Source organism: Flavobacterium pokkalii (genome assembly GCF_014596575.1).
Taxonomy (GTDB): domain Bacteria; phylum Bacteroidota; class Bacteroidia; order Flavobacteriales; family Flavobacteriaceae; genus Flavobacterium; species Flavobacterium pokkalii.
Genome location: NZ_NASZ01000002.1, coordinates 256420 through 280155, shown reverse-complemented (window position 1 = coordinate 280155; position 23736 = coordinate 256420). Strand labels below are relative to the sequence as shown.

At 36.3% G+C, this 23736-nt stretch carries 12 protein-coding genes and 1 tRNA gene; 5 read left to right on the top strand and 8 right to left on the bottom strand.

Annotated features, from left to right (window positions below):
- The first annotated feature begins 702 nt into the window (after window positions 1-702).
- The 5 genes from B6A10_RS03065 (at window position 703) to B6A10_RS03045 (ending at window position 3125) form a co-directional block, all read left to right on the top strand.
- Entirely contained in the window at window positions 703-1266 is a 564-nt protein-coding gene (locus B6A10_RS03065; protein ID WP_188219666.1) for a Crp/Fnr family transcriptional regulator, read from the top strand.
- A 71-nt stretch (window positions 1267-1337) separates the two neighbouring features.
- A complete protein-coding gene (locus B6A10_RS03060; protein WP_188219665.1) occupies window positions 1338-1667 on the top strand; it encodes a DMT family transporter in 330 nt (109 codons plus the stop codon).
- 18 nt (window positions 1668-1685) lie between these two features.
- Window positions 1686-2153, top strand: a complete 468-nt coding sequence (locus B6A10_RS03055) for a GNAT family N-acetyltransferase (RefSeq protein ID WP_188219664.1) — start codon at window positions 1686-1688, stop codon at window positions 2151-2153.
- Between the two features lie 11 nt (window positions 2154-2164).
- Window positions 2165-2686, top strand: a complete 522-nt coding sequence (locus tag B6A10_RS03050) for a GNAT family N-acetyltransferase (RefSeq protein ID WP_188219663.1) — start codon at window positions 2165-2167, stop codon at window positions 2684-2686.
- Window positions 2687-3051: 365 nt separating this feature from the next.
- Window positions 3052-3125, top strand: a tRNA-Trp gene (locus B6A10_RS03045).
- A 488-nt stretch (window positions 3126-3613) separates the two neighbouring features.
- On the opposite strand, the gene B6A10_RS03040 is transcribed toward B6A10_RS03045, so the two are convergent.
- The 8 genes from B6A10_RS03040 to B6A10_RS03005 form a co-directional block, all read right to left on the bottom strand.
- Window positions 3614-4612, bottom strand: coding sequence for an alpha/beta hydrolase (locus tag B6A10_RS03040; RefSeq protein ID WP_084817143.1), 999 nt, complete (start codon window positions 4610-4612; stop codon window positions 3614-3616).
- Window positions 4613-4898: 286 nt separating this feature from the next.
- Window positions 4899-6383: a right-handed parallel beta-helix repeat-containing protein gene (locus B6A10_RS03035; protein WP_188219662.1), complete on the bottom strand. Its 1485-nt coding sequence runs from the start codon at window positions 6381-6383 to the stop codon at window positions 4899-4901.
- A 126-nt stretch (window positions 6384-6509) separates the two neighbouring features.
- Window positions 6510-8066, bottom strand: coding sequence for a DUF4957 domain-containing protein (locus B6A10_RS03030; protein ID WP_055093959.1), 1557 nt, complete (start codon window positions 8064-8066; stop codon window positions 6510-6512).
- A gap of 16 nt (window positions 8067-8082) precedes the next feature.
- Window positions 8083-9912, bottom strand: coding sequence for a RagB/SusD family nutrient uptake outer membrane protein (locus B6A10_RS03025; RefSeq protein WP_055093880.1), 1830 nt, complete (start codon window positions 9910-9912; stop codon window positions 8083-8085).
- A 17-nt stretch (window positions 9913-9929) separates the two neighbouring features.
- A complete protein-coding gene (locus B6A10_RS03020) occupies window positions 9930-13469 on the bottom strand; it encodes a TonB-dependent receptor (RefSeq protein WP_238929354.1) in 3540 nt (1179 codons plus the stop codon).
- A gap of 168 nt (window positions 13470-13637) precedes the next feature.
- Window positions 13638-14777 (bottom strand): FecR family protein, encoded by a 1140-nt coding sequence (locus B6A10_RS03015; RefSeq protein WP_188219661.1) that lies wholly within the window; start codon window positions 14775-14777, stop codon window positions 13638-13640.
- A gap of 246 nt (window positions 14778-15023) precedes the next feature.
- On the bottom strand, window positions 15024-15737 hold the full coding sequence (locus tag B6A10_RS03010) for a hypothetical protein (RefSeq protein WP_188219660.1): 714 nt from the start codon (window positions 15735-15737) through the stop codon (window positions 15024-15026).
- The gene (locus B6A10_RS03005; RefSeq protein ID WP_188219659.1) at window positions 15734-23644 is read right to left on the bottom strand and encodes a pectate lyase family protein; all 7911 of its coding nucleotides are present in this window, start codon (window positions 23642-23644) and stop codon (window positions 15734-15736) included. Before B6A10_RS03005 ends, B6A10_RS03010 begins: the two co-directional genes overlap by 4 nt.
- Window positions 23645-23736 lie beyond the last annotated feature (92 nt).

The following is a 23736-nucleotide window of genomic DNA, read 5'->3' as shown; positions in this document are numbered from 1 at the left end:
TAAGCTGTTCTCGTTTTTCAGGGCTATAACTTGCGCTATTCCGTTGAAAATTAAGAACCATTTTACGTTCAGTCCTTCCTTATTGGTGAGTCCTCCACTTTGTCTATGGCTCGTTTCCTAACAAGTACTATGACTTCTGCTGACTTCTTGACTTAACCAACTCGTGGTTGCCAAGACCTCCCCTGGTAAGAGCTTTTTCCTTCGATCTATCCCCGCTGCATCTACATAACAATAATCTGATTTGTTAGCATGTTCAGAACACTGTTTTGGACTTCGTATTGCTGTGGATACTCATCCTTATTGCTATGCCTCTTATGCAATTTCTATTCGTCGGTACAGACTTTTGTCGTCTCGCTTCCTTCAGTTCTAACTTCACAGTTAACAACCTTGCGACGTACTAATGGTTCGGGTTGTTAATCCGCCCATAAGGGACTTACACCCTCTGGAAAAATAACACGCTGTAAGATTTGTTTTCTAATCCCAAATTTGTATTTTCGAATTTTTATCTAAGCTTACAGCGTGTGTCCTGCTCATGCAGGGCACACACAGCCGTTAACCGCTATTGCTGGATTTTCGTGGCTTCTACTCTATTTTTCACGTAAAACTATTATCTTAGCAGACAGTACGCAGTTCGCTGGCTTCGCAACAGTCGGTTAGCGGCGAAACGTTAGCTGTAACCTTAAAACCAGCCTTGTCAACAAAATGAATATCGACCAAATACTTGATAAAATATATCCACTTTCAGCCAAATCAAAACTTGTGCTTAAAGAAAATTTTATTGAAGTAAGTTTTCCAAAACATCTCATTATAATACGTGCAGACAAGGTTGAGAAAAACATCTATTTTATCAAAAAAGGTATTGCTCGAACTTTTTCTAGAATTGATGACAACGAAATTACTTTTTCGTTTGGAAAAGAAGGAGATACAATTGCTTCCTTGAAAAGCTACATTGCCAATCAAAAAGGATATGAAAATATTGAACTTTTGGAAGATTGTGAACTTTATGAACTAAACACAGAAAACCTTCAAAATCTTTTCAATGAAAATATAGAAATTGCTAACTGGGGTAGAAAATTCGCGGAGCAAGAACTTATTAAAGCGGAAGAAAGACTTATTTCAAGACAACTCGGGACGGCAACAGAAAGATATAACGAACTTTTAAAAAATTATCCAGATTTAATTCAAAGAGTCCAACTTGGACACATTGCTTCATATTTAGGAATAACACAAGTAAGCTTAAGCCGTATTAGAACAAATATTAAATAGAATCCCTTTTTTATCATTTGATAAATTTTTCTTGAAACCTTATTAAGACCTTTGTCCAAAAGTTAAAAATAATGAATTGGATAATTTTGGTTATTGCAGGTTTATTTGAAGTTGCTTTTGCATTTTGTTTGGGAAAAGCTAAAACAACTTCAGGAAATGAAATGTATCTATGGTATGCTGGTTTTTTAGTCGCACTTGTAATTAGTATGGGGCTTTTAATTAAAGCTACACAATCATTGCCAATAGGCACTGCTTATGCTATTTGGACAGGAATTGGTGCAGTAGGCACTGTTCTTGTTGGGATATTGGTTTTTAAAGAACCTGCAACATTTTTAAGAATTCTATTTCTCACAACTTTAATCGCTTCTATTGTTGGATTAAAAGCAGTATCATCACATTAAATAATATTTCAAAAGTAAATGAACATAATTATAAGAAAAGCTATAGAATCAGATTCAGGCGGCATCTGGAGTCTGATGAAAGAGTTAGCCATTTATGAAAAATATATTAACTCATTTGTTATTACGCCTGAAATAGTAAGAGCAAATGGATTTAAAAAAAATCCACCAGACTTTTATTGCTTGGTTGCAGATGACAATCAAAAAATAGCAGGTATTTTGGTTTATTATTATTTGCCTTTTACAGCACAAAACAAACCTTCGCTTTTCATAAAAGAACTTTATGTAGACACAACATACAGAGGGCATAAAATTGGCGAAAAATTAATGTTGGCTCTTAAAGAAGAAGCGGTTAATAATAATTGTGGACAAATAAAATGGACTGTTGCACCTTGGAACGAGGGAGGAATACGATTTTACAATAAACTAGGTGCAAAAGAAAACAACGATTGGCTAAACTATGAATGGAATATAGTAAATAATGATTAAAACAATTTAAAATGAATTCAATAGAAATTATAAAAATAACAATAAGTGATATAACGGAATTACAAAGAATTGGGCGACAAACTTTCAAAGAAACATTTGCAGATTCAAATTCCGAGGAAAACATGAAATCTTATTTAGAAGAAGATTTCTCACTCGAAAAATTGATAAAAGAAGTAAACAATGAATATTCTGAGTTTTACTTTGCAAAGATTGATAATGAAGTAATTGGTTATCTAAAAGTCAATTTTGGAGAATCCCAAACCGAATTGAAAGACAATAAAGCACTTGAAATTGAGAGAATCTATGTTTTAAAAGAATTTCATGGAAAAAATGTTGGCCAATTACTATATAATAAAGCAATCGAAGTTGCTGAACAGAAAGGTTCTGAATATGTTTGGTTGGGAGTATGGGAACAAAATCCAAGAGCAATAAGATTTTATGAAAAAAACGGCTTTGTAGCTTTTGACAAACATATTTTCAAACTGGGAAATGATGAGCAGACCGACATAATGATGAAATTGAAACTGAAATAAAAGGCTACAGCTAACAGCGGTTTTATGAAATGGCGGGTTTGGGGATTTATTTGGAAAGGTTAGTGCTTGCACTTCTCTCCTATTTTTCAACTTTTTTCTTTCAAACTTTTCGGTATATTTGTAAACATCAGTAACAAAAATCCGCCACTTCATAAAGCCGGCGGGACGTTACCACAGCATGTCAGGAGACTTCACTCAGAATCAATAATTACAGCTTTGGAAAAATTCTTTCTTTTGGATTAAAAAATATTTTACTGGCAACCAATCGATTATAAAAAACAACTCAATTTTATTCGCGATTGTTGGCTTTGCCGTTAGTTATTTTGCCAAATAAGGCTATATTTGCGCCCACAAAGCCTTAAACTACGGGCGTAGTTCAAGGGTAGAATAGCGGTCTCCAAAACCGTTGATGGGGGTTCGAATCCCTCCGCCCGTGCCAACACAAAAAAATTAACTGTGTACAAAATTTGTTTTTGACTCTTTTATTATATAAATGAGAATTTTCAACTCATTAAATATGACAACTACACTATTAATGACATTTTTACTACACGGAAAAATTAAATTAATAATTTTCTTTTTTAGCTCATCTAACTTTTATTTTATTTGGTATTCGCTGAATCTTCAATTTGCCTTGATCAAAAAAGAAACAAAAAAATATTCATCATTAAAAATGTTTTTCGGTATTCATGAATCTTCGATTTCAAGTCTTGCGCTTCCTCGTCGGTCAAATTAGTTTTCGAATTAGCTACGCTCCGTTCGCCTTTGGCTCGGGTCTAAAAGAAAATAACTGTTCATACTCTAATCATTTTTATGGAATTCACGAATCTTCGATTTCGCTATCGCTCAAACAGATTTTCTTTTTACGTATTCTTCAAATATTTGACACTCGACTGCGAAAGCTAAGGACAGGTTTTAAAACTACTTTTAATTCTTAAAAACCTTCTTCAAAAATCCATCGATGTATTGAATTGTAGGACTAAACCAAGGTTCGAATAGACAAAAGGAATGTGGAGAATTTTCAAACTCATGCACTTCCGAATAGATTCCGTTTGCATCCAAAACTTTTCTAAAATCATCTCTTCCGGCATGCATTCTCGCCACAGAACTATTGATAAAAACAAAAGGCGGCGTTTGGGCACTCACATAACTTAAGGGAGAAGCAGCTTCCCAAAGTTTGGGTTGCTCTTTTTTGGAATAGCCAAACCAATAAGTCCCCGCCGAAATATTTTTAGAATCATCACCCTCACCACCTTCCGGATGTACAAAAGACAAAGTTCCATCAATATCTACCACGGCATTGACCTGCGATTGCGAATCGGAATTAGTCACCACCCCTTCAAATAAAGGCATATTTCCAGTCGTTCCCATAAAAGCAGCCATTTCGCCACCGGCAGAAAATCCGAGCGCTACAATTCTGTTGGGATCAACATTGTATTTGGCTGCATTTTCACGTAGCCAACGAATAACGGCTTTTACATCATAAATGGCAGCCGGAAAAAGCGCTTCGGTGGACAGTCGGTATTCCGGAGTGAAACACACATAACCCAGACTAGCCAGTTTTTGCGCCATCGGATAATGCTGTGTTCGGTTTCCGGAACGCCAGCCCCCGCCATGAATAATGATAATTGCCGTTTGCTTTTCTTTTTTTTGCTTATTGCTAAAAACATCCAAAAGCATCCTGCGCTTTCCGTAAGTGGCATAAACCACATTTTTTTTCTCAACCACCAAATCAGAATCTACTTCGGGTACCAATGTACAATTGGGGTAATATTTCAATGTTTTTTGAAAAGCACTATAATTGGCATAAGAAGTATCACGGACATGGGTAATTCCTTTTAAATATTGGGCATTTAGATTTTGGAAAGAAAGAATCCCCAAAAACACTAAGCTCACACTTTTAATACAACATTTTATTTTTTCCATTTTATCGTTTTGATTTCTTTATTAGAAAAGATGAATTTAAAAAAACTATTCCTAAAAACACCACTACTTTTTCAATAGTTGCCTTTTTAGGAATAGTTTAGATTTTATTTAGAAATCGGTCCGCTTAACGGACTAAATAATCGTCCACGGATGAAACGGATTGAACAGATAAAAAACGGATTTTTCATAACTATTTTTTTTTTTAAAATTCAAATCTGTGATAATCCGTAGAATCGGTAACATCCGTGGGCTATTTTCTGAATTAATACAAAAAAAGGAAGTCATATTATTTTAACTCAAACGCACCTAAATCAGGAGCTGTACCCAAATAAGGAATTCCGTCAATCACCACTCCTTTGTCAATCAAATCGCTGGTAGCTTTCAATTTCATAAAAGTCACGTCAGGTAAACTTCCATCTGCTTTTCGAGCCTGAATCAACTGACTAATATCTGTACTTTCAAAATCGGTAGCATCCGTTACTAATCCATTTTGCCAGCCATTATTAGTCACATCCAAAACATCGGCTTTAACACTTCCGTAAGCACCAATTGCACAGGAATTTTTAAGCGTTAATTTAGCCAATGGATTGGTCGAACTAAAGTTGTAATTGTTTCCATTGCTGTAAGCCGAACAATTGTATATTTCGACATTCCCGCGATTACTGTTGTGATCAAAACCATCTGCCACGTTTCCGGCAGCGATACAGTTTTTGTAAATTCCGTTATGTTTTAACAATTTATCATCACTACCTCCGGTTTTAAAACCATTACCGTCACCGGCTCCTTTTGTTCCGTCTTTCAAATAACCGTTCTTAATCGACCAGCAATTGGTATAAGTCGTAGTCACATTATCGGCTCCTCTCAAATAACCGTCCCAACCGTCATCGAGATTTTGCCAGGCGCGACAACCGATAAATTTATTTCCGGTTCCCACATTTAATTTACAGGCAAATCCATCGGCATTTTCCAAAGAAGAATCGGCATTAAAATAGGAATCACAGTTTAAAATCGTATTGTTTGAAGCTCCGTTATCCAATTGTAAACCGGAATCAGAACATTCTGAAAACGAACAGAATTCAATCGTATTATTGCTTCCTTTTATTTGCATACCATTATCTCCGGCATTGTAAATATCAATTCCTTTGATGTTCCAATAACTTCCGGAAAGAACGATTCCCTGATTAGAAGAACTTTCAGGCATGGCAGAAAAATCTAATTTAGCTCGGGTTCCGTCTAACTGACCCAGAATTTTTATCTCATTTCCGGCACTTCCGGAAGCACTTAGTGTTATTCTGGCATTCATGGTATAAGTTCCTCCGTTGAGAAAAATGCTTTCTCCCGCTTTTACTTTGGACAAAGCAGTCAGCAATTCTGTTGCGTTAGAAACGGTATAAGTATATGTTGGCGCAGTAGTAAAAGACGAAATTGTTATCGTTTTTGTGGCTTTAATTATATTTTTATCCGATGCTGTTGCAGTAATAGTTACCGTTCCATTTTTAAGAGCCGTAACTAAACCCGTTGACGAAACCGTAGCAATACTATTATCCGACGAACTCCAAACCAGCGTTTTAGAAGTTGCCTCAGCCGGTAAAACCGTTGCCGAAAGTTGCGTAGTTGTTCCGGAAGTAATATCTGTTCCGCTAATCGCCACAGAAGAGACATACACCCGATTATTATTCTCGTTATTACTGTTGTTTTCATTAGCCGTTGCTTCATCTTTTGAGCAGGCAAAAAGTGTCAGCAGAAACACTATTTTCAAAATATTTTTCATAATTATTTTTATTATTTCAATAGCTGACTTTTCTCAAAATGCTAAAAATTATATTCGCTTTTGAAAAGTCATTAAACTAAAGAGGCATGCCTGACGCATGCCTCTCAGCAGATTATTCTCTATTTGTTATTTAATCCAACGCGGATCACCTATCAGATTATCTTTTAAGGTTTGATTACTAATGGTGAAATCGCCAGTAGCTTTACTTAAAACCTGTGGATCAAGTGTGGTATAATTACTGGATTTATCATACTTAGCAATTGTACTGCTAAATAAATTTGGTGAATTATAATAATTATTACTATTACAAACAGGATCTGTTGTTGTACTTTGATTGGAATAAATTGCAGGAGTATCTATAAATAAATTTTTATTTACCGTACTTGTATTTGTTGCAAGACGAACATACAAAATTCGATTAGAATTTGTCATTCTTGGCAAATACAATGTACAGGACTCTATGCTAATGTTTGACGTTAATCCGGTTCCTGTAAAACTATTTGAAGAACCATTATCTTCCCGGATAAAATCACGTCCATTCACACAATCATTAAATGTACTATTTTTCAACATTAAAGAAGCAACAAAACCTGATCTTAAATCAATAAAATCTCCACTAGTTGTTGTTCCTTTAGAAATAATAGAATTTTCAACCGTAAATGAATTCATTTTTACAGCTAAACTATTTACCGTTATTAAGGAACGATTATAATCTCTTATTTCACAACCGCTAATCAAAATATCTCCGCAGGTCATAGCTGCTTCAAACTTAATAACATCTGTATAAGCCGCATTTCCAGTTAAATCTAAATCAATCAAACTTAAATTAGCTAATCCAGGATTCACTAAAAAACCAAGTTTTAATTTTGGTTTATCAAAACTTCTCAATCCTCTCAATGTAATTGATTTAGCCAGTGAAACAGTTCCTACTTGAGCGGTATAATCTCCAGGTTCCAACACTAAAACATCGCCAGAAGCAGCATCGGCTATTTTTTGCAGTAAATCATCAGTTGGAGAAATTAAAGTCGCATCTCCTACATCAATTCCGGTTGTAAAAGTCAACACACCTCTCTTTTTAGTTCCGTTCCACAAGGTGGCGGTATAAGCTGTTTCACCTGATAATCCGGTAATTGTTGCCACACCATCCATTTTTTCCTGAGCGGTAATTACATGCGTAATATCGCCTGGAGCAATCGTTATTTGAGTCACGCTACTATTAGGAATCCAACGCAATGTAGCTTCTTTAGCCAAAATATCTCCATCAATAATACTGGTAAATATTTGCTCCGAAAGTGTGGTTGCAGTAACCACCGACCATTTTGAATCTTCTAATCCTCTGGCGCTAACTGCTTTTACCCGAATTGAATATTTGGTTTCTCCTTCTAATGCTACGGTTACCGGTAATTCTGTTGCCTGAACATTAACCGTTTTATAAATTGTTGCAAAAGTTTCATCATCGGCACTAAACTCCACCACATAATGATCCACATCCTCACGGGTAGTCCAATTTAACTCCACATTCGTTTGGTTTCTAACAGTTGCCTTTAGATCTATTGGTGAAAAAGCTCTGTCAACTAACAATTCGTCAATCAAATCGACATTATAACTGTCACAACTGCTTACGGACAACACTAAAAGAAGTGAAGCCAACAGTCCTTTTACTATATATTTTATTTTGTTCATAATTTCGTCCATTTAATTAATTGTCCCCGTAACCATAATCGTTAACTAATTTTCCATTACTAGCGGTAATGAAAACCTGCCATATCGGCCAGAACTGTCTGTCATCAGGATTAACGCCTTCTTTGAATAAATTAATAACCTTTGGTTTTGCTGCCTCATCATCAAACTTGGTCCAATTGAAGTTGGAATAAGCGGCTCCCGGATTAGTAGTTTCCCCTCTGTTTAACCCATAGATATCTAAGGTAATACCATCCTCTTTATATTTATAATACAAAGTGGTTGGCACATCGGCATATTCGCCAACACGGTCTTTAAAGTTGGTCATTTTGACTTTAGCCTGTTCTAAATTGGTTTTCAATAAATTCCAACGAATCAAAGCCTGTTTACGTTCCATTTCTCCGGTAAACTCAAATTTATGTTCATTTACAATTGCATTGAACATGGCTTCTTTAGTAGTTAAAGTATTTACATAAGCATCTACTTTTACAGCTTGCACCTCAGAAGCAAAAGCTCTTCTTCGAATTTCTTTCAGATAAGGAGCCGCTGCAGCAGGTCCTTCTAATTCATTAGCAGCTTCGGCAGCTATCAAAAGCACTTCGGCATAACGCATATAGATTTTATTCACCCCGTCATCATTAGTAGAAGTTACTCTTCTGGTCATCCATTCGTAACGGAATTTTCCAAAATACCAGGTATCCGATTTTACCAATTCCTGTTTGGCTATTTCGTTAACTGGTGTACCCCACTTATAAGGCACGCAGGTTACATCTCTACGGCTATCGGCCTGATCATAATCATAAAAAACTGTTGGAAGCGGTCCTGCTGAACCTCCTCTGGCACCTTGCGCCTGAAATTGATCTACTCCGGAATGTTTAACAGCAAAAGTAAACAGCATACGACCACGACCAGAAGAGAATGGAATTTCCCAAAGTGATTCTCCTCCAGCTGTTACCACCTCAGCGTTATACTTTTTCCATAAAGTTTCAAAAGAGGATTCTAAATGCGCCGAACCACTACTGATAACACTTCTACATTCGTCTAAAGCTAACTGATACATTTTAGCAACGGATAAATCCGGATCTGTGCTTCTGCGAACTGCATCAGGATATCTTTGAAAACCACTGGCTGCCATCGCTAAACGGGCGCGAAATGCTTTAACAAAAGCTTTATTTACCTGTTCTACTGAAACGGTTCTTGAGGTTTCATTTGGCCAAGGTACTAAAGTGGCTGCTTCTTCCAAATCAGCAAGCAATTGTTTATATACTACATCACGACTTGATTTAGCTAAATATAAAGTTTCTGTAGTAATAGGTTCAAAACGAGCCACTACATCCCCAAAAGCTTTCAATAAATCGGCATAATAAATAGCTCTTAAAGTTAAAGCCTCACCTAAAAGATAACCGGTATCAGTTCCCGGTTGTGGATTTCCATATAAACGCAATCCTCTGATACAAATATTAGCTCTTTCGATTCCGGAATACATAATTCCCCAGGTACTCAAAGAATTTAAATTTGAACCCGGATCAATATTCATAATAGTATTAGTGGGCGTCGCAGCATAATTACTCAATTCTGCTCCGGCATCACCAGCACCTAAATTAAGATTCCACTCTACATCAGTATTCAAACCGTAATAAGGCAAGAAACGTCCTCTGTAAGAGTTGGTTTGTCCAAACTGATCTTTGATTCCATCTACGGCTCCTTTAGCTAAAGTTGCATCCGAAAAAATCACTGATTCATCCAAAGTGGATGTAGATTCGGTATCTAAAAAATCGGAACCCAATTCCTGACAGGAACTAAAAATTCCTGCAATAATTAATCCTGTAATTATTATATATTTTTTCATTTTGAAATTCTCTTTAATTAAAAATTAAGGTTTAATCCTAAAGTTAATTGTCTGCTTCGAGGAAACGCAGAGTAATCTACTCCTGGTGTAAGCGGCGTTCTACTTCTTGTGGAAACTTCAGGATCCGGTCCAGAATATTTAGTAAGAACAAAAACATTAGTACCCGTTGCGTAAAATCTTAATTTAGTAATTCCCGTTTTAGCAATTAATTTTTCAGGAATTGTATAACCTACGGTAAGATTGTTTAATCTTAAGAAAGAGCCGTCTTCTACCGCCCAGTCACTAAAAACAAAATTCTTAGAGTAAGGTGACCACATCGTTGTATTGGCATTTAAAGCTTCCAACTCTGCCGGATCGGTTACTAAAGCACCCGTAGTCGGGTCTAGGTTTGTCCATCTTTTCCCATCAGCCATAACTGTAGATAGATTTCGGTATTGTCCATTATCATTAGACGTATTGAACTCTACTTTATTTGCATTGTAGATATCATTTCCAAAACTCCAGTTAAAAGCAGCTGAGAAATCAAATCCATACGCATTCGCATTAATAGTCATACCACCTGTATGTTTTGGCAAAGCTCTTCCGATTATTTTTTTATCTGAAGTCGTTATTTTATTATCTGTAGAACCGTCTATATTTTTCAATTTCATCATACCCGGTCTTAAAACACCTACAATAGCAGTTGCATCAGCGACTCCTTCTCTTAAAGTATATTTTCCGGTTGCCGCATCATAATTAAAATCTGAAATCTCATATCTTCCATCACTAACATAGCCATTCATCAAACCTAAAGGCTGACCAATATTTACAATAAAATCATCGGCAATTTGAGTCGATGCCCAACCTGTATTAGCAATATAATATGGCAGGGTTCCCAAAGAAGTTACTTTGTTTTTATTTACTCCAATATTAAAAGAGAAATTCAAACCATAATCTTTATGATCTAAAGCCACTAAATTTAAAGAAGCCTCAACTCCTCTATTTTGTGTGGAACCAAAATTTCTAAATTGAGATCCATAACCAGAACCTGGAACAGGAAACTCCAATAACAAATCTTTCGTTTTATTATTATAAACCTCTAAAGCTCCTGTGATTCTTCCTCTGAACAAATCAAAATCAAGACCTATGTTTTGAGTAACCGTAGTCTCCCATTTTAAATCAGGATTTACCATCGTATTAGCAGCTGCCCAATAATTAGACACATCATTTACATAAGTAGTAGTTTTAGACTGAAACGTTTGAATCGTTTGTCCGGATGGAATATTATTATTCCCCGCTTCACCATAACTCACTCTTACTTTCAAAGCATTAATCCAGGAAACATCTTTTAAAAAGTTTTCTTCATTAATTTTCCAGGCTACCGCTGCCGAAGGGAAATATCCCCAACGGTTATTTCCTAAAAACTTACTCGAGCCATCCATACGGTAAGTAGCCGTAAACAAGTAACGATCCAGAATATCATAATTTACACGACCGAAAAAAGACAACAGTTTATCATCCGGACTGTAATAATTATCAACTGTTAAAGGTGTACCCTGAGAAGTTAAATTTTTAGCTCTTTCAAAATCAAAAGTTTTTGGAAAACCCTGAATTTCGCTAGTCACTTCATTGGTATGAGACACAATCATTTCTTCTCCCAAAAGAAGTTTTAATCTATGATTTTCGCCAATCAGGTCTTTAAAATCAAAATTTAAAGTATTGGCATTTCTAAAACGTACTCTTTTTTCATCACTCATCACCAAAGAAGGTAGTCCCTGATTTTCGGCTGACGGTCTGTTATTAGCATAATAAGTCGAACGACCGTAAAAACGATAATCCAGATTATTATAGTTATCCAATCCTAAATCCGATTTAAATTGAAAATTTTTAAATGTTTTCCAGGCAAAACTTCCCAACATATTAAAATTCTTTCTCAATTGTAAACGCTGATTATCATCTACCGCTACAAAAGGATTTACCAGATAACTGGAAAGCGCTTCATCAGTATTATCCGTAGTTAAACCCGGCAATGGAATTGGCGAATATCCCACACTATGACGTAAACGGGCATCAGAAGCTGAGATTTCATTTTGCTCGTTAGTACCACCACCATTAATTTGAGTATCTGAATAACGGAAAGTAAGATTTATATCAACTTTATCAGTCGCTTTAGCTTTCATCGCTAAAGAGATATTATCTCTTTTAAATTTGGAGCCCAACATGATGGTTTTTTCATCATAATGTGCATAATTGAAATTAAAATTAACTTTATCCGAACCTCCGCGAATTCCTAAATCACGGCTCTGTACTTCCCCGGTACGACCGTAAATTTGTTTTTGCCAATTGTTTCCTTTTAAACCAATATACTGATCGTAATCCTGCCAGGAACCAAAATATTTTTCATAAGAGCTCACATCACTTTTAGCCAACAAAGCATATTCATACTGCCATTTTACGTAATCTTCCGGATTTAAAACATCAATAGTTTTGGCCAAATTTTTAATTCCGTAAAATGTATTAAAGCTGGCTGATATTTTCCCGTCTTTCCCTGATTTAGTAGTTACAATAATAACTCCGTTAGCGCCACGGGAACCATAAATTGCAGTTGAAGAGGCATCTTTTAAAACGGTAATATTCTCAATATCAGAAGGTGAAATATCATTGATACTATTTACCGGAAAACCATCTACAATGATCAACGGAGAAGCATCCTGAGTTAAAGAACCACCACCTCTGACACGGATTTTAATATCCGCATCCGGTGAACCTTCCGCTGAAGCTACCTGTACCCCGGCCAAACGTCCGGTTAAAGTTTCAGCCACATTTGAAATAGGCTGTTTTCTTAACTCTTCTCCCGTAATTGCAACAACCGATCCGGTTAAATCTTTCTTTTTAGTAGTTCCGTAACCAATTACAACCACTTCGTTCAATTTGGCACTCTCATCTTTTAAAACAACATTCATTGTTTTACTGTTACCAACAACCTTAGTAATGGTTTCATAACCGATAAATGAAAACACTAATTCGCTACTTGAACTACTTACTTTTATAGAAAATTTCCCGTCAAAATCAGTCTGAACTCCATTTTTAGTTCCTTTTTCTATAATATTTACACCGGGTACAGGCATATTACTGGCATCAGTAACGACACCGGAAATCTGAATTCCCTGTTCGGCTACTTTTTTAACCTCTACGGCGGTATCCGTATTGGAAATTCCTTTGGACTTTGTCAAAATAATTTGTCGGTCATTAACATTATAAGAAACATTAGTTCCTTTAAACATTAAATTCAAAATATTCGCGATATTTTGTTTCTCAACACTTAAACTCAGTTTTCTGTTCAAATCAATTTGATTGCTTTCAAAAAGGAATCGGTATTCAGAAACCGCTTCGATTTTATTGAAAACCTGTTCCACTGTTGCCTCCTTAAAATTTAAGGAAAGTTTGGTATTTTGAGAATAACTACTTGCTTGGATTCTAACCAAAGACAAAATCAATAACAAGGTGGTCAATTTCATTTTTAGGCTAATTTTAGGCAAATACGGACAGAGTCCACTGCCGTTAGTGTTTTTTTTCATATTTTTGATTCGTTTTTAAATGATTAGATTCGATACGTCGTTTGAAACACATTACTAAATCGGGAAATACTGGTACTATTTTCCGATTTTTTTTATGTCTTTCTTTTAAATAAAAAAATCACATATTCATTTCATAAATTATTTATTTTTAGTTAGTTAAAAGGTTATTTAGTTTATTTTTATTTCATTGCCTTTTCTTTGATAAGAGAATTGCTGAATCTTACTCATTGCATCTAAAACCTCATCAATGCTTTCGATATTCTTATTAAAGCTGGCATTGAATTTCTTATCCAAAAGAGCCTGATTATTACTTTCAATAGACACATTGTAGCTGCGCTCTAATTTTGTAACCATTTCTTTGAATGTGGCTTTTCTGAAAACAATTTCTCCTGTCATCCATTCGGTATAAATTCGGGTATCTACTTTTTCAACCGCAATAGCCTGCTTTCCGGCACTCCAGCTTCCTTTTTCACCCGGAACTAAAAGTGTTTTTTGCTTTGGATTAGCTCCATTTGACAAACTAACAGAACCTTCCACCAAAACAGTATTGATTTCGGCATCTTCTTTATAGGAACTCACATTAAATTTGGTCCCCAAAACCCTAACATCAACTCCTCTGGTTTTTACAACAAACGGATGTTTTTTGTCTTTAGTTACTTCAAAAAAAGCTTCACCTTCCAATGTCACTTCTCTATTGTGCCCTTTGATAAACTGCACCGGAAATTTCAACGAAGATCCGGCATTCATATACACCGTAGTTCCGTCAGAAAGCGCGATATGAAAGGTTTTACCGTAAGGAATTTTGATTTCATTGTACACCAATTTATCCATTGATTTATCCGAACGATAGCTAATTTCATTTTCCTTTTGAGAAGCAACGACTTCCCCGTTTTTCTTAATGATTTGCTTGTCACCATTAGGACTCAACACCTCAATATCTCCGTTTTCCAAAACCAATTGAATAGCATCACTTGGAATTTCAACCTTAGTTTCTTTTTTATTTTGAAATTGAAAAACAGCAACAATACCCAACAATGCCACAAAAACGGCGGCATATTGAAGCAGTGTTTTCCAATTAATCACAATAGGTTGCTTCTTAATATGGATTCGCTCTTTGAATTCTTCCCAATTTTGTTCTTCATCAATAGACTCCACAAAAGCCAAAGCCTCCTGAAGTCGGTTATTTGCCTCCAATTCCTTAATCAATTCCTGCTCTTCCGGAGACAGCAATTTAAACTTGGAAGGATCAACACTTCCGTTGCTTACAATTTCTTGTAATATATTTATCAAATGAGCGCTCGATTTCATATTTGTAGTTATATTTAATTATATGTTCTGAAAAAAGGATTTTAGGGTGACAACATTGTTACTTTTTTTAGTTTTTTTTACCAATAACAAAAAAAATCAGATTATTTATTTCATTATTATTGATTAATAAAATCTTTTAAATCCTAAAAAGTCAACAACTTAGAAAACAAAACAACCACTTTTATAACAAAAAAAGCCTGAATTTCTTCAGGCTTTTTCAACTCAAAATTTTATTTAAACACTAAATTAGTTTACCGTAAACTTCACAATTTGCGAAAAAGAGCTACTATTTGCATCAGAAGATTTTACCCTCCAATAATAGACTCCGGCACTTACGTTGACACTAGCCTGTGTTGCGCTAATATTGGTCAATTCAGCAGCAGGAGTTTGCATTCCGTCCACTTTATCAATGTACACCGTATATTTCAGGCTGTCTCCGTCGGTATCGGCTCCGGCCCATTTCAAAACTATTTTACCATCAACAGCAGTAACTGTTTTATCCTGAATTGGAGCAATTAAACTAGCCGGAAAAGGCGCGTAATTAGCAACACTTTCTCCTGCCGAAGCATAAAACTGCCAAACAGGACTCTCATAGTTTATCTTTTTGGTCACCTTATTTCTTGAAGAAACTTTCCAGGAAAAAGGTACTTTTTTCTCTAAAACAATTTTATAAGACGTTGTTTTAATATCATTTTGAATAAGCACCACCTTGTTTGTATTCAAATTGGTTACCGTAAGCACATAACTTTCATTTTCGCTTATTGGTTCCCAATTCAAAGTCACCTCACATTTAGAAGATGAGGTCGAGACACCTTCGCAGGTGGAAGCATCCAAAGGGCTTGCCAGATAAAGCTCTCCCACTACAGGAGCGCTGTTTTCATTATCATCATTTTTATCATTACTGCAGGCAGTATTCAGAATCGCCAATGAAAGCACAAAATAAATTAATGATTTTCTCATTTTTTTACAATTTTAAATGTTTTACTAATTGTTTTCCCTTCTAATTCCACCAGATACACTCCCGAAACATAGGCCGATAAATCAACGCCTACATTTCTGTCAGCAGCAATGGATTTTTCCATATCAAATATTCTATTTCCTGCCATGTCAAAAACGCGAACCCTAACCTGAGCATCATTACCAGCCAAATATATTTCAACCGGACCGCTAGTTGGATTTGGAAAATACTGAATATCTTCTGAAAGAAAAACAGTTTCATTATACGTTCCCTGGCACTCTAAATCAGTACTTACAGCAATTGTATTCAATCCGGAGGTTAATTTAGCACTATACTCGGATGCCGAAACGATTTCTTCTACACCATTGACAGCTACTTTATAGGTTGCAGCTCCTTTCAAAGCTAATCTAACCGTGTTAGAATTTTTAGAAACAAATGAACTCACTACAATCTTCTCAGGCTCTTCGATTTTTACTTCAAAACATTGTGAATAGCCTGCTATATCCGGCGTTGTAAAACATACATTATACACTCCGGCAGCTAGATTTTCAATAGCTTGTGTATATCCTGCAGTACTGTTCAAAGTCAGATTCGTCAAATTAATACTCACATTATAATTCAATGTTTGCTCCTTAGAAGAAACTACAATCGAACCATTTTGCATTCCGTTACAAGTAGCACTATTTACTTTTACCGTAAAATTATTATTTGGCAAAGTTGTAATAGTTTCCAAAATTGGGAATGGATCCCAACCGTCAGTTCCTTTGGTAAAATTGAATGGTGTAATTTCAGTACCATCAGTTAAAACCGGAGTTGACAAAACTTTAGACCAACTTGCACGATTTCCGGAATTATTCACCCCAGAATTTTCAATCGTGCCGAATTCGTAAATATTATCAGATGTTCCACTTAAAGAATTAGACCAAGCTTCCGGAGAAATCAGCGACAATCCTTCTGAACCTGGGTAATTGGAAGTTTCAACAGTTGCTTTATAAACCACTACTTCACTGGTATTAGCCGCCCAAGGACGACCGAAATATCCCGGTTTTGCTCTGTAAGCCGAGGCTGTTTCCACTCCAGGTTCAGCAGACGTCACTTTACATTCATACAATAAATAACCTCTTCCGCTGCTTTGTTGCGGAGCTGTTAAATAAGCAGCATCTCCGGCAACATCACTTACATTCATTGCAAAATCTGTTTTATAGAATACCGCCGTCATTCCTCCAAAAATATAATCAACAGCCCCCATCATTACTCCTTTGTAAATGGCAACTCTTGAACCCTGACCTCCATAGAAAGAATCCTGACGTCCCACTACTCTACAATTCTTTAAAATAGTTTTATCAACTCCGTTTGGAATTGCGATAGCTGCTGCTCTTTCTACAAAACTTCTGTTTTGAACCGCAGTATTTCCGTAATCTGTCGGGCGTAAACCTTTGTTTCCAACGGCCCACATTACTACTTTGTCCTGAGATTCTTTTTTAGAAATGTATTGGTTGAATGAATTTTCAAAAATAATATTCTCGGCCTCAAAACCATTGGCAGCAATTACCGCTGTAGCATCCCAATAAGAACCATTGGTTGTACCACTCACATTTTCGTAAGTATAACTATTGTTCGCTTTGTTTACCGCCAAAACCTCAGCATTCCATTTATTATCATTCCCCTGACTGTAATAGCTATATCCGTAACCATAGTAAGATGTAATACGCACCGCATTAGCATCAATATCCACTCCTTTATTTTTTAAGGCGATACTAGGTGTACTCGATGCATTTCTGAAAGTTACATTTGGACTATTTACCACAATCATTTCCTCGTAGTTCCCCGGATCGATTACTACTGAAACTCTTTGTGATGAAGTACGCACCATTCTGGAAATCGCTTTTAAAGCGGCATTAATGGTTTGGTAATCTTTATCAACCCCAACAGTAATTACCGGAGCGTAAGCTACAATTTGCTCTACCGATATTTCTGTAAAATAGGTAGTTCCGTTTACAGCAATTACTACATTTCCTGCTGAAGTTCCTGTATAAACATATTCTGTTTTTTCCAAAAGAGAAGTACTTCCGCTGGTAGTTGTTACCGCATTTCCTCCTGCGACTGAAAAATTAGCGGCATAATAATACGTAACTATCACTTTTTGATTAGGCGACACCGGAACAGAAATGGTTGATCCTGCTGCAGCATTCAAATGCCCTTTGGCAATTTCATTAACTACCGAACCTGTAAAAAGCATTCCTTTATAACTTGTTGTTCCATTTGAAATTACTTTATCATCAAAAGACCAAACCGATACTGGTTTAAATGTTAACTCTTTGGAAACCGCTGCATTGGAAACCACCAAATTAGAAGTTAAAGCTAATTCTATAGGATATTCATCTAAACCTAAAGCTGTAACCGAATAGGTACCGTTTCTTAAATTAATATTATTTACATCAGTAAAAGTATAGCTTACACCTGTTTCATTGCTATTGCTAAACTTCAATCCTAATTTAGACAATTGTGTTGCATCCAAAGTTGGTGCTGTAATTGTAACCTTATATTTAGGTTTCAACGTAAAAGCAACATCTGCAGTTGCATTAGCATTAGCCGTAATTGTATTGGCTAAAATTTCATATTCATTAACTCCGATACCTGAAATTGTATAAGCAACTCCCGCTTCTAATTTCACGGAATATTGAGCAGTCGTAGTATTCACAACTGAAGCAGGCACATAAGCACTATTAGCAGCCGGATCCGGAGTATATTTCAGACTTAAATTAGTAATATCCGTTCCTAACCCTGCTACATTTCCTGTTACAGTATATAATGTAATTTTAGATACAGCAATATCATTCGTTGTTGCATCGGCAGTTACTGCAAAGGTATCTCCGCTGGTAATCAAATAGCCATTTGCATTTCCAATGCTTAAGGTATAAGTATAATCAGCCGGAACTATCACGCTATACTTCCCATTAGAAACTGTCGCACTCCAGGTTTTACCGACTTCATTTGTAAAATCAACTGTGTAGCCATCCGGAATATCAGCGGCTTTAGTAATATCAATAGCTCCTGAAACGGTAACATAAGTAGCTGACTTTCGCAATACTCTGTAATAACTTGGTTTATTTACCGGATCAAATATTTTGTATGAACCTGTTTTTTTAGCTACAAATTTATATTCTGTAGTAGTTGTCGTAGTCTCTACTAAATCAGATTGTACGTTTGCATCTGAAACAAAAACAAAGTTCAATTTTCCTGCTGCATCACTATTAGCAAACACAGTTAACTCATCGTCTTCTTTCAGGTTAAAACTTAAGTAACGCCCTGTTTGAGCCGTTCCGTTTACATAAATCCTTCCGGTAAATCCTGCAGCTGCTCCAGAACCCAAATTGGTATCATATCTGGTAATTGCCGTATTAGAAGTTCTAAGACGGTCATTGGTTCCACCAACCCATCCTAAATCACCGGCAGTAAACGAAGAAGGCAATACAACACCTGTACTTCCTGCTGTAATAGTACTGGAATACCAGGCATTGATAGTATTTACATCTAATTTATTATTGTACAAAACTTCGTCAAGTTGTACCCCTCCAAAATCCCAAACATCGGCTTTGGCTATAGTAACATTATTTGGTATAATCTCAAGTAATGGCAAGTACAAATCAGTCCCCGGAGCCACTAGTTTAAAGCGTAAAGTTCTTGGTCCGCCGATATATGCAAATTCAAAAGTATCTACGCGATCTACAACCACTTTAGTCGCTTTTGTTCCTAAATCTCCTGTCGAAGTAGCAGTACCTTCCATTTGTAATGAAGAATATTGCGACCCTAGAAATCGAACCGTACAACTTCCGGTTACAGCAATATCAATTTGACCATCGACTTTCATGTTAAGACCATAAGTTGCACCGTGTAATTTGTAGTTTCCTCCACTCAAAGTAACCACATTATCAGCACTTTTCCCGGCGGCAATAATCACCCCATCCCTAAAATCATAGATAACAGAACTAGCAACAGGCGCTGATACTACAGTCAAATCAGCCGTAATACTTCCGGCCGCATAAGTTACTGTAGCCGCCTGATTGGCTGTTATTGTTGTTGAACCTTCACCTACAATTGTAACTGTATTTCCATTGATGGTTGCCACAGCTGTATTACTGCTCGTATAAGTAAAAGTACCATCACTATTCGACACAGGTGCTGTCAAAGTAAAAGCAGCGTCTCCTACTGTTTTATTTGAAATGGTAAAATTAGAAAGTATTGGAGTCGTTAGCGGTGCAGTAACCGTTAAAGTTGCAGCTATACTTCCAGAAGCATAAGTTGAGGTTGCCTCCTGATTTGCCGTAATAGTTGTTGTTCCCGCACCCACTATCGTTACGGTATTACCACTAATAGTGGCTACACTTGTATTGCTACTTGTATAAGTAAATGCGCCATCACTTGTTGAAGTTGGAGCCGTTAATGCAAAAGCAGCATCACCAACTTTTTTATTAGCCATACTAAAATTTGAAAGTGTTGGAGCAGTTAAACTCACTGTTGACGTTGAAGCCGATTTTCTTAAAATTCTATAGAAACTGGTTTTACCATTTGAATAAATTTTGAACGTACTAGAATTTTTAGCTACAAAAATCGCTGTTGTAGTCAAATCGGCTGCTAAAACATTTAATGTTTCTGTTTGTAAAGTTGGATTATTTTCATCAACAAAACTAAGAACTGCATCCGCATCTGTTCTGGTTATAATCGTTACTTCATCATCTTTATCCAAAACAATTCTCATGAATCGATTTGTTGGAACTCCGGAAGAAAGTGTTGGCGTTCCATTACAATATACCCTTCCGGTATAATTTGTTACACTCGCAATATTAGCATCGTAACGTGTAATACTTGTATTTGTAGTTCTTAATCTATCACTTGCATTACCTACCCAAGACAATGCACCTACGGTAAAAGCTGTAGGCATCGTATTAGATGTACTTATAGAACCTGCAACAGTAGTACTTGGATACCAACCGTTAATTGTAGTTACATCTAACATATTATTATACAAAGATGTATCCAATTGTTCTGCACCAAAATCCCAAACATCCATTTTAGATGAAGTAGCAGCTGATGAAACAATAAAATTAACAGCAATACTTCCTGCCCCGTAAGTTGCAGTAGCCTCTTGATTTGCTGTAATTATTGTTGTTCCTGCTCCTACAATAGTCACCGTACTACCGCTTATAGTTGCCACATTAGTATCACTACTAGTATAACTAAATACTCCATCACTATTGGATGTTGGCGCTGTCAAGGTAAAAGCAGCATCTCCTACTGTTTTATTAGGAATTGAGAAATTAGAAAATGTTGGAGTTGGATTAGAAACAGCTGCTGAATTTACCGTTAGAGTAGTAGCAATGCTACCTGCCGCATAAGTTGCAGTAGCAGCCTGATTTGCTGTTATAGTCGTCGTTCCTGCTCCTACAATGGTTACTGTACTTCCACTAATAGTCGCTACACTTGTATTACTACTAGTATAACTAAATACTCCATCACTATTAGACGTAGGAGCTGTTAAATTAAATGCAGCATCACCAACTGTTTTATTAGCTACAGAAAAATTAGAAATACTCGGATTTACTAAGGTTGGTGTATCATACGCTGTTTTAATATAATACAAATTAGTTGGATCTCCTTTAGTTATAGAATAACTTCCAGCAGCTAAAGAAGGAATTATAACAATACCAGCACTTGCAGTATATGAACTTCCATTTAATTTAATAGCTCCTGAAAAAGTACTATCAAAAACCAAAGTCAAAGTAGAAACTCCGGTTGTTGTATAAGTAATTGATGTTGCTGATTCAATTTTCAAACGGGAAGTCAATGTCAAACCATCATAAGTCTGAGAACCATTGGTAGAGTTCATAGTTCCTGTGATGGTATAAAAACTACTTGTTTTTCCTGACACTGTAAAATTATGAACCTCTCCTCCTGTTGTCGTACCCGGTTGCACAACCGTAATTGTCCCAGTAGCTGTAGCCGGATTTCCAGTTGCTCCTGTTGTTGCAATGGAATAAGTAACATTAGCTGTAGGAGTTCCGGAAATCGTAATTGTTTTAGCATTGGAATCTTTCACAAAACTAAGTCCCGAAGCCGGCAACCCTGTAACCGTTGCATCGGTGGCGTCTCCTCCCCAGGTAAATACAATGCTTGCAATTGCTGAACCACTCGTCACGGTTTGGCTGTTGTTATTTGTGGTTGCTACTAAAGTCTGACTCGAAACAACCGTTTCACCCTGTATTGCTACCAAAGAAGATGTATAATTCGTAACAGCTGTTTTTAATGCTGTAATTACTGCTGAGGAAGTATCATCAGAATTATTATTAAAAGTCCATTTAAAATCACCACCACCTACACGACCGGCATACTGTATCACTTTCGTTTTAGCAGTTTCCGGCGAATCTGGCACTAAAGCATTTACATATAATGACGGATCGGTATCAAAATTATTATAAGTATTAGCTCCTGCATAGGATTTTACCGTAGCCGGAACCTGCTCGCTTCTTGTTGCTCCCACATAAGCATCAAAATCAATCGTTGAGCTAATTTTTCCCGAAATATTATACAAAGGATTCGTATCTCCATAAGCCACAAAACGCATATTATTTGTAGCTAAATCAGCGTCAAAAGTATTATTGAACGCTTTAATTACTCCCCCGTTTTCACCTGAAAAAGTTCCCATATTAGCGGGATCATTGGCTTGTTTAGAGCTACTCCAAACATCTGTTCCCTGCAATGAAATCAGCATTGGATATTTGGCATTTCTATAATAATTTCCCTCAACAAATAACGAAGAACCCATTGTTGAACCCGCGCCATATTTGGCAACTCCATCATAATAATTATTATAAATATGTGCCGAATAAAATCGCACACGCGGATGACGGGAATCAGAATGATCATACCAATTATGATGATACGTGATATAGCCAGGATTAACCCCTTCACTTAAACCTAATAAATTTGACTTTCCTGAATCCCAAAAATGATTGTATGAGAAAGTAACCCAATTTGATCTTTTACTATCTAAAGCTCCGTCCCCTTTTATCTGATCGGCATCACTACCTGCATTTCCATAAAAAAAGTCGCAGTTATGAACCCAAACACATTCATTATCCTGTTGTAACCCAATATTATCCCCTTCGTCACTATTACAGTTAATGGTTGCAATATTGCGAATTTCAATATTAGCTGCGTTTTTAATACGAATACCCCATCCGTCTGCAACAGCATCATCTCCTACACCTTCTAATGTAATCGAATTAGCTCCGCTTTTATTTTCAACAACAATATCTCCTGCCAACATATAGCTCAAATCCTTAACCTGACCGATTAAGCGAACGATTAATGGACGAGAATCATTTCCTTTTTTAAATCCGTCTAAGATGGTTTGCAAACCCACGCAAGGATTGGTGGTTGCTCCGGTAACATTTAGAGATACTGTATTTTTAGTATTTTCACTAACATATACTATTACCGCATTAGCTTTGGGCGTTCCGTCCATATTATAAGCTCCCGGTATTCTTCCACCCTGAAAAGCAAAACCATTTCGGTCATGAGCTAAAACAGTCAAACTTTGTGTGGTAGCCCCCGATGTTTCTGATCCGCTTATAACCGGTTTAACAGTTATCGTATAAGTTCCTGCTGCCAAACCTAAAACGTCGGCACGAAAATAAGAACCATAACTACGAATTAATTGATTGTCAATTTTTTGGTTAGTCAAACCATTACCACTATAATACACATTATAGCTTTGTGCTCCGGAAACAGTTTGCCATTTCACATAAGCTGATTCTAACCATCCTACAGACTCCGTAATTGTTACCGACTGTGAAAACATCTGTAAAGATGCAAACATCATGGTCAGATAAAGTAAAATTCTTTTCATAATTTTTGGTTGGTTTTAAATGATTAAATTTCGATACGTCTTTTGAAACAGATGACTAAATCTGAAAATGCTGGTACTGCTTTCTGATTTTC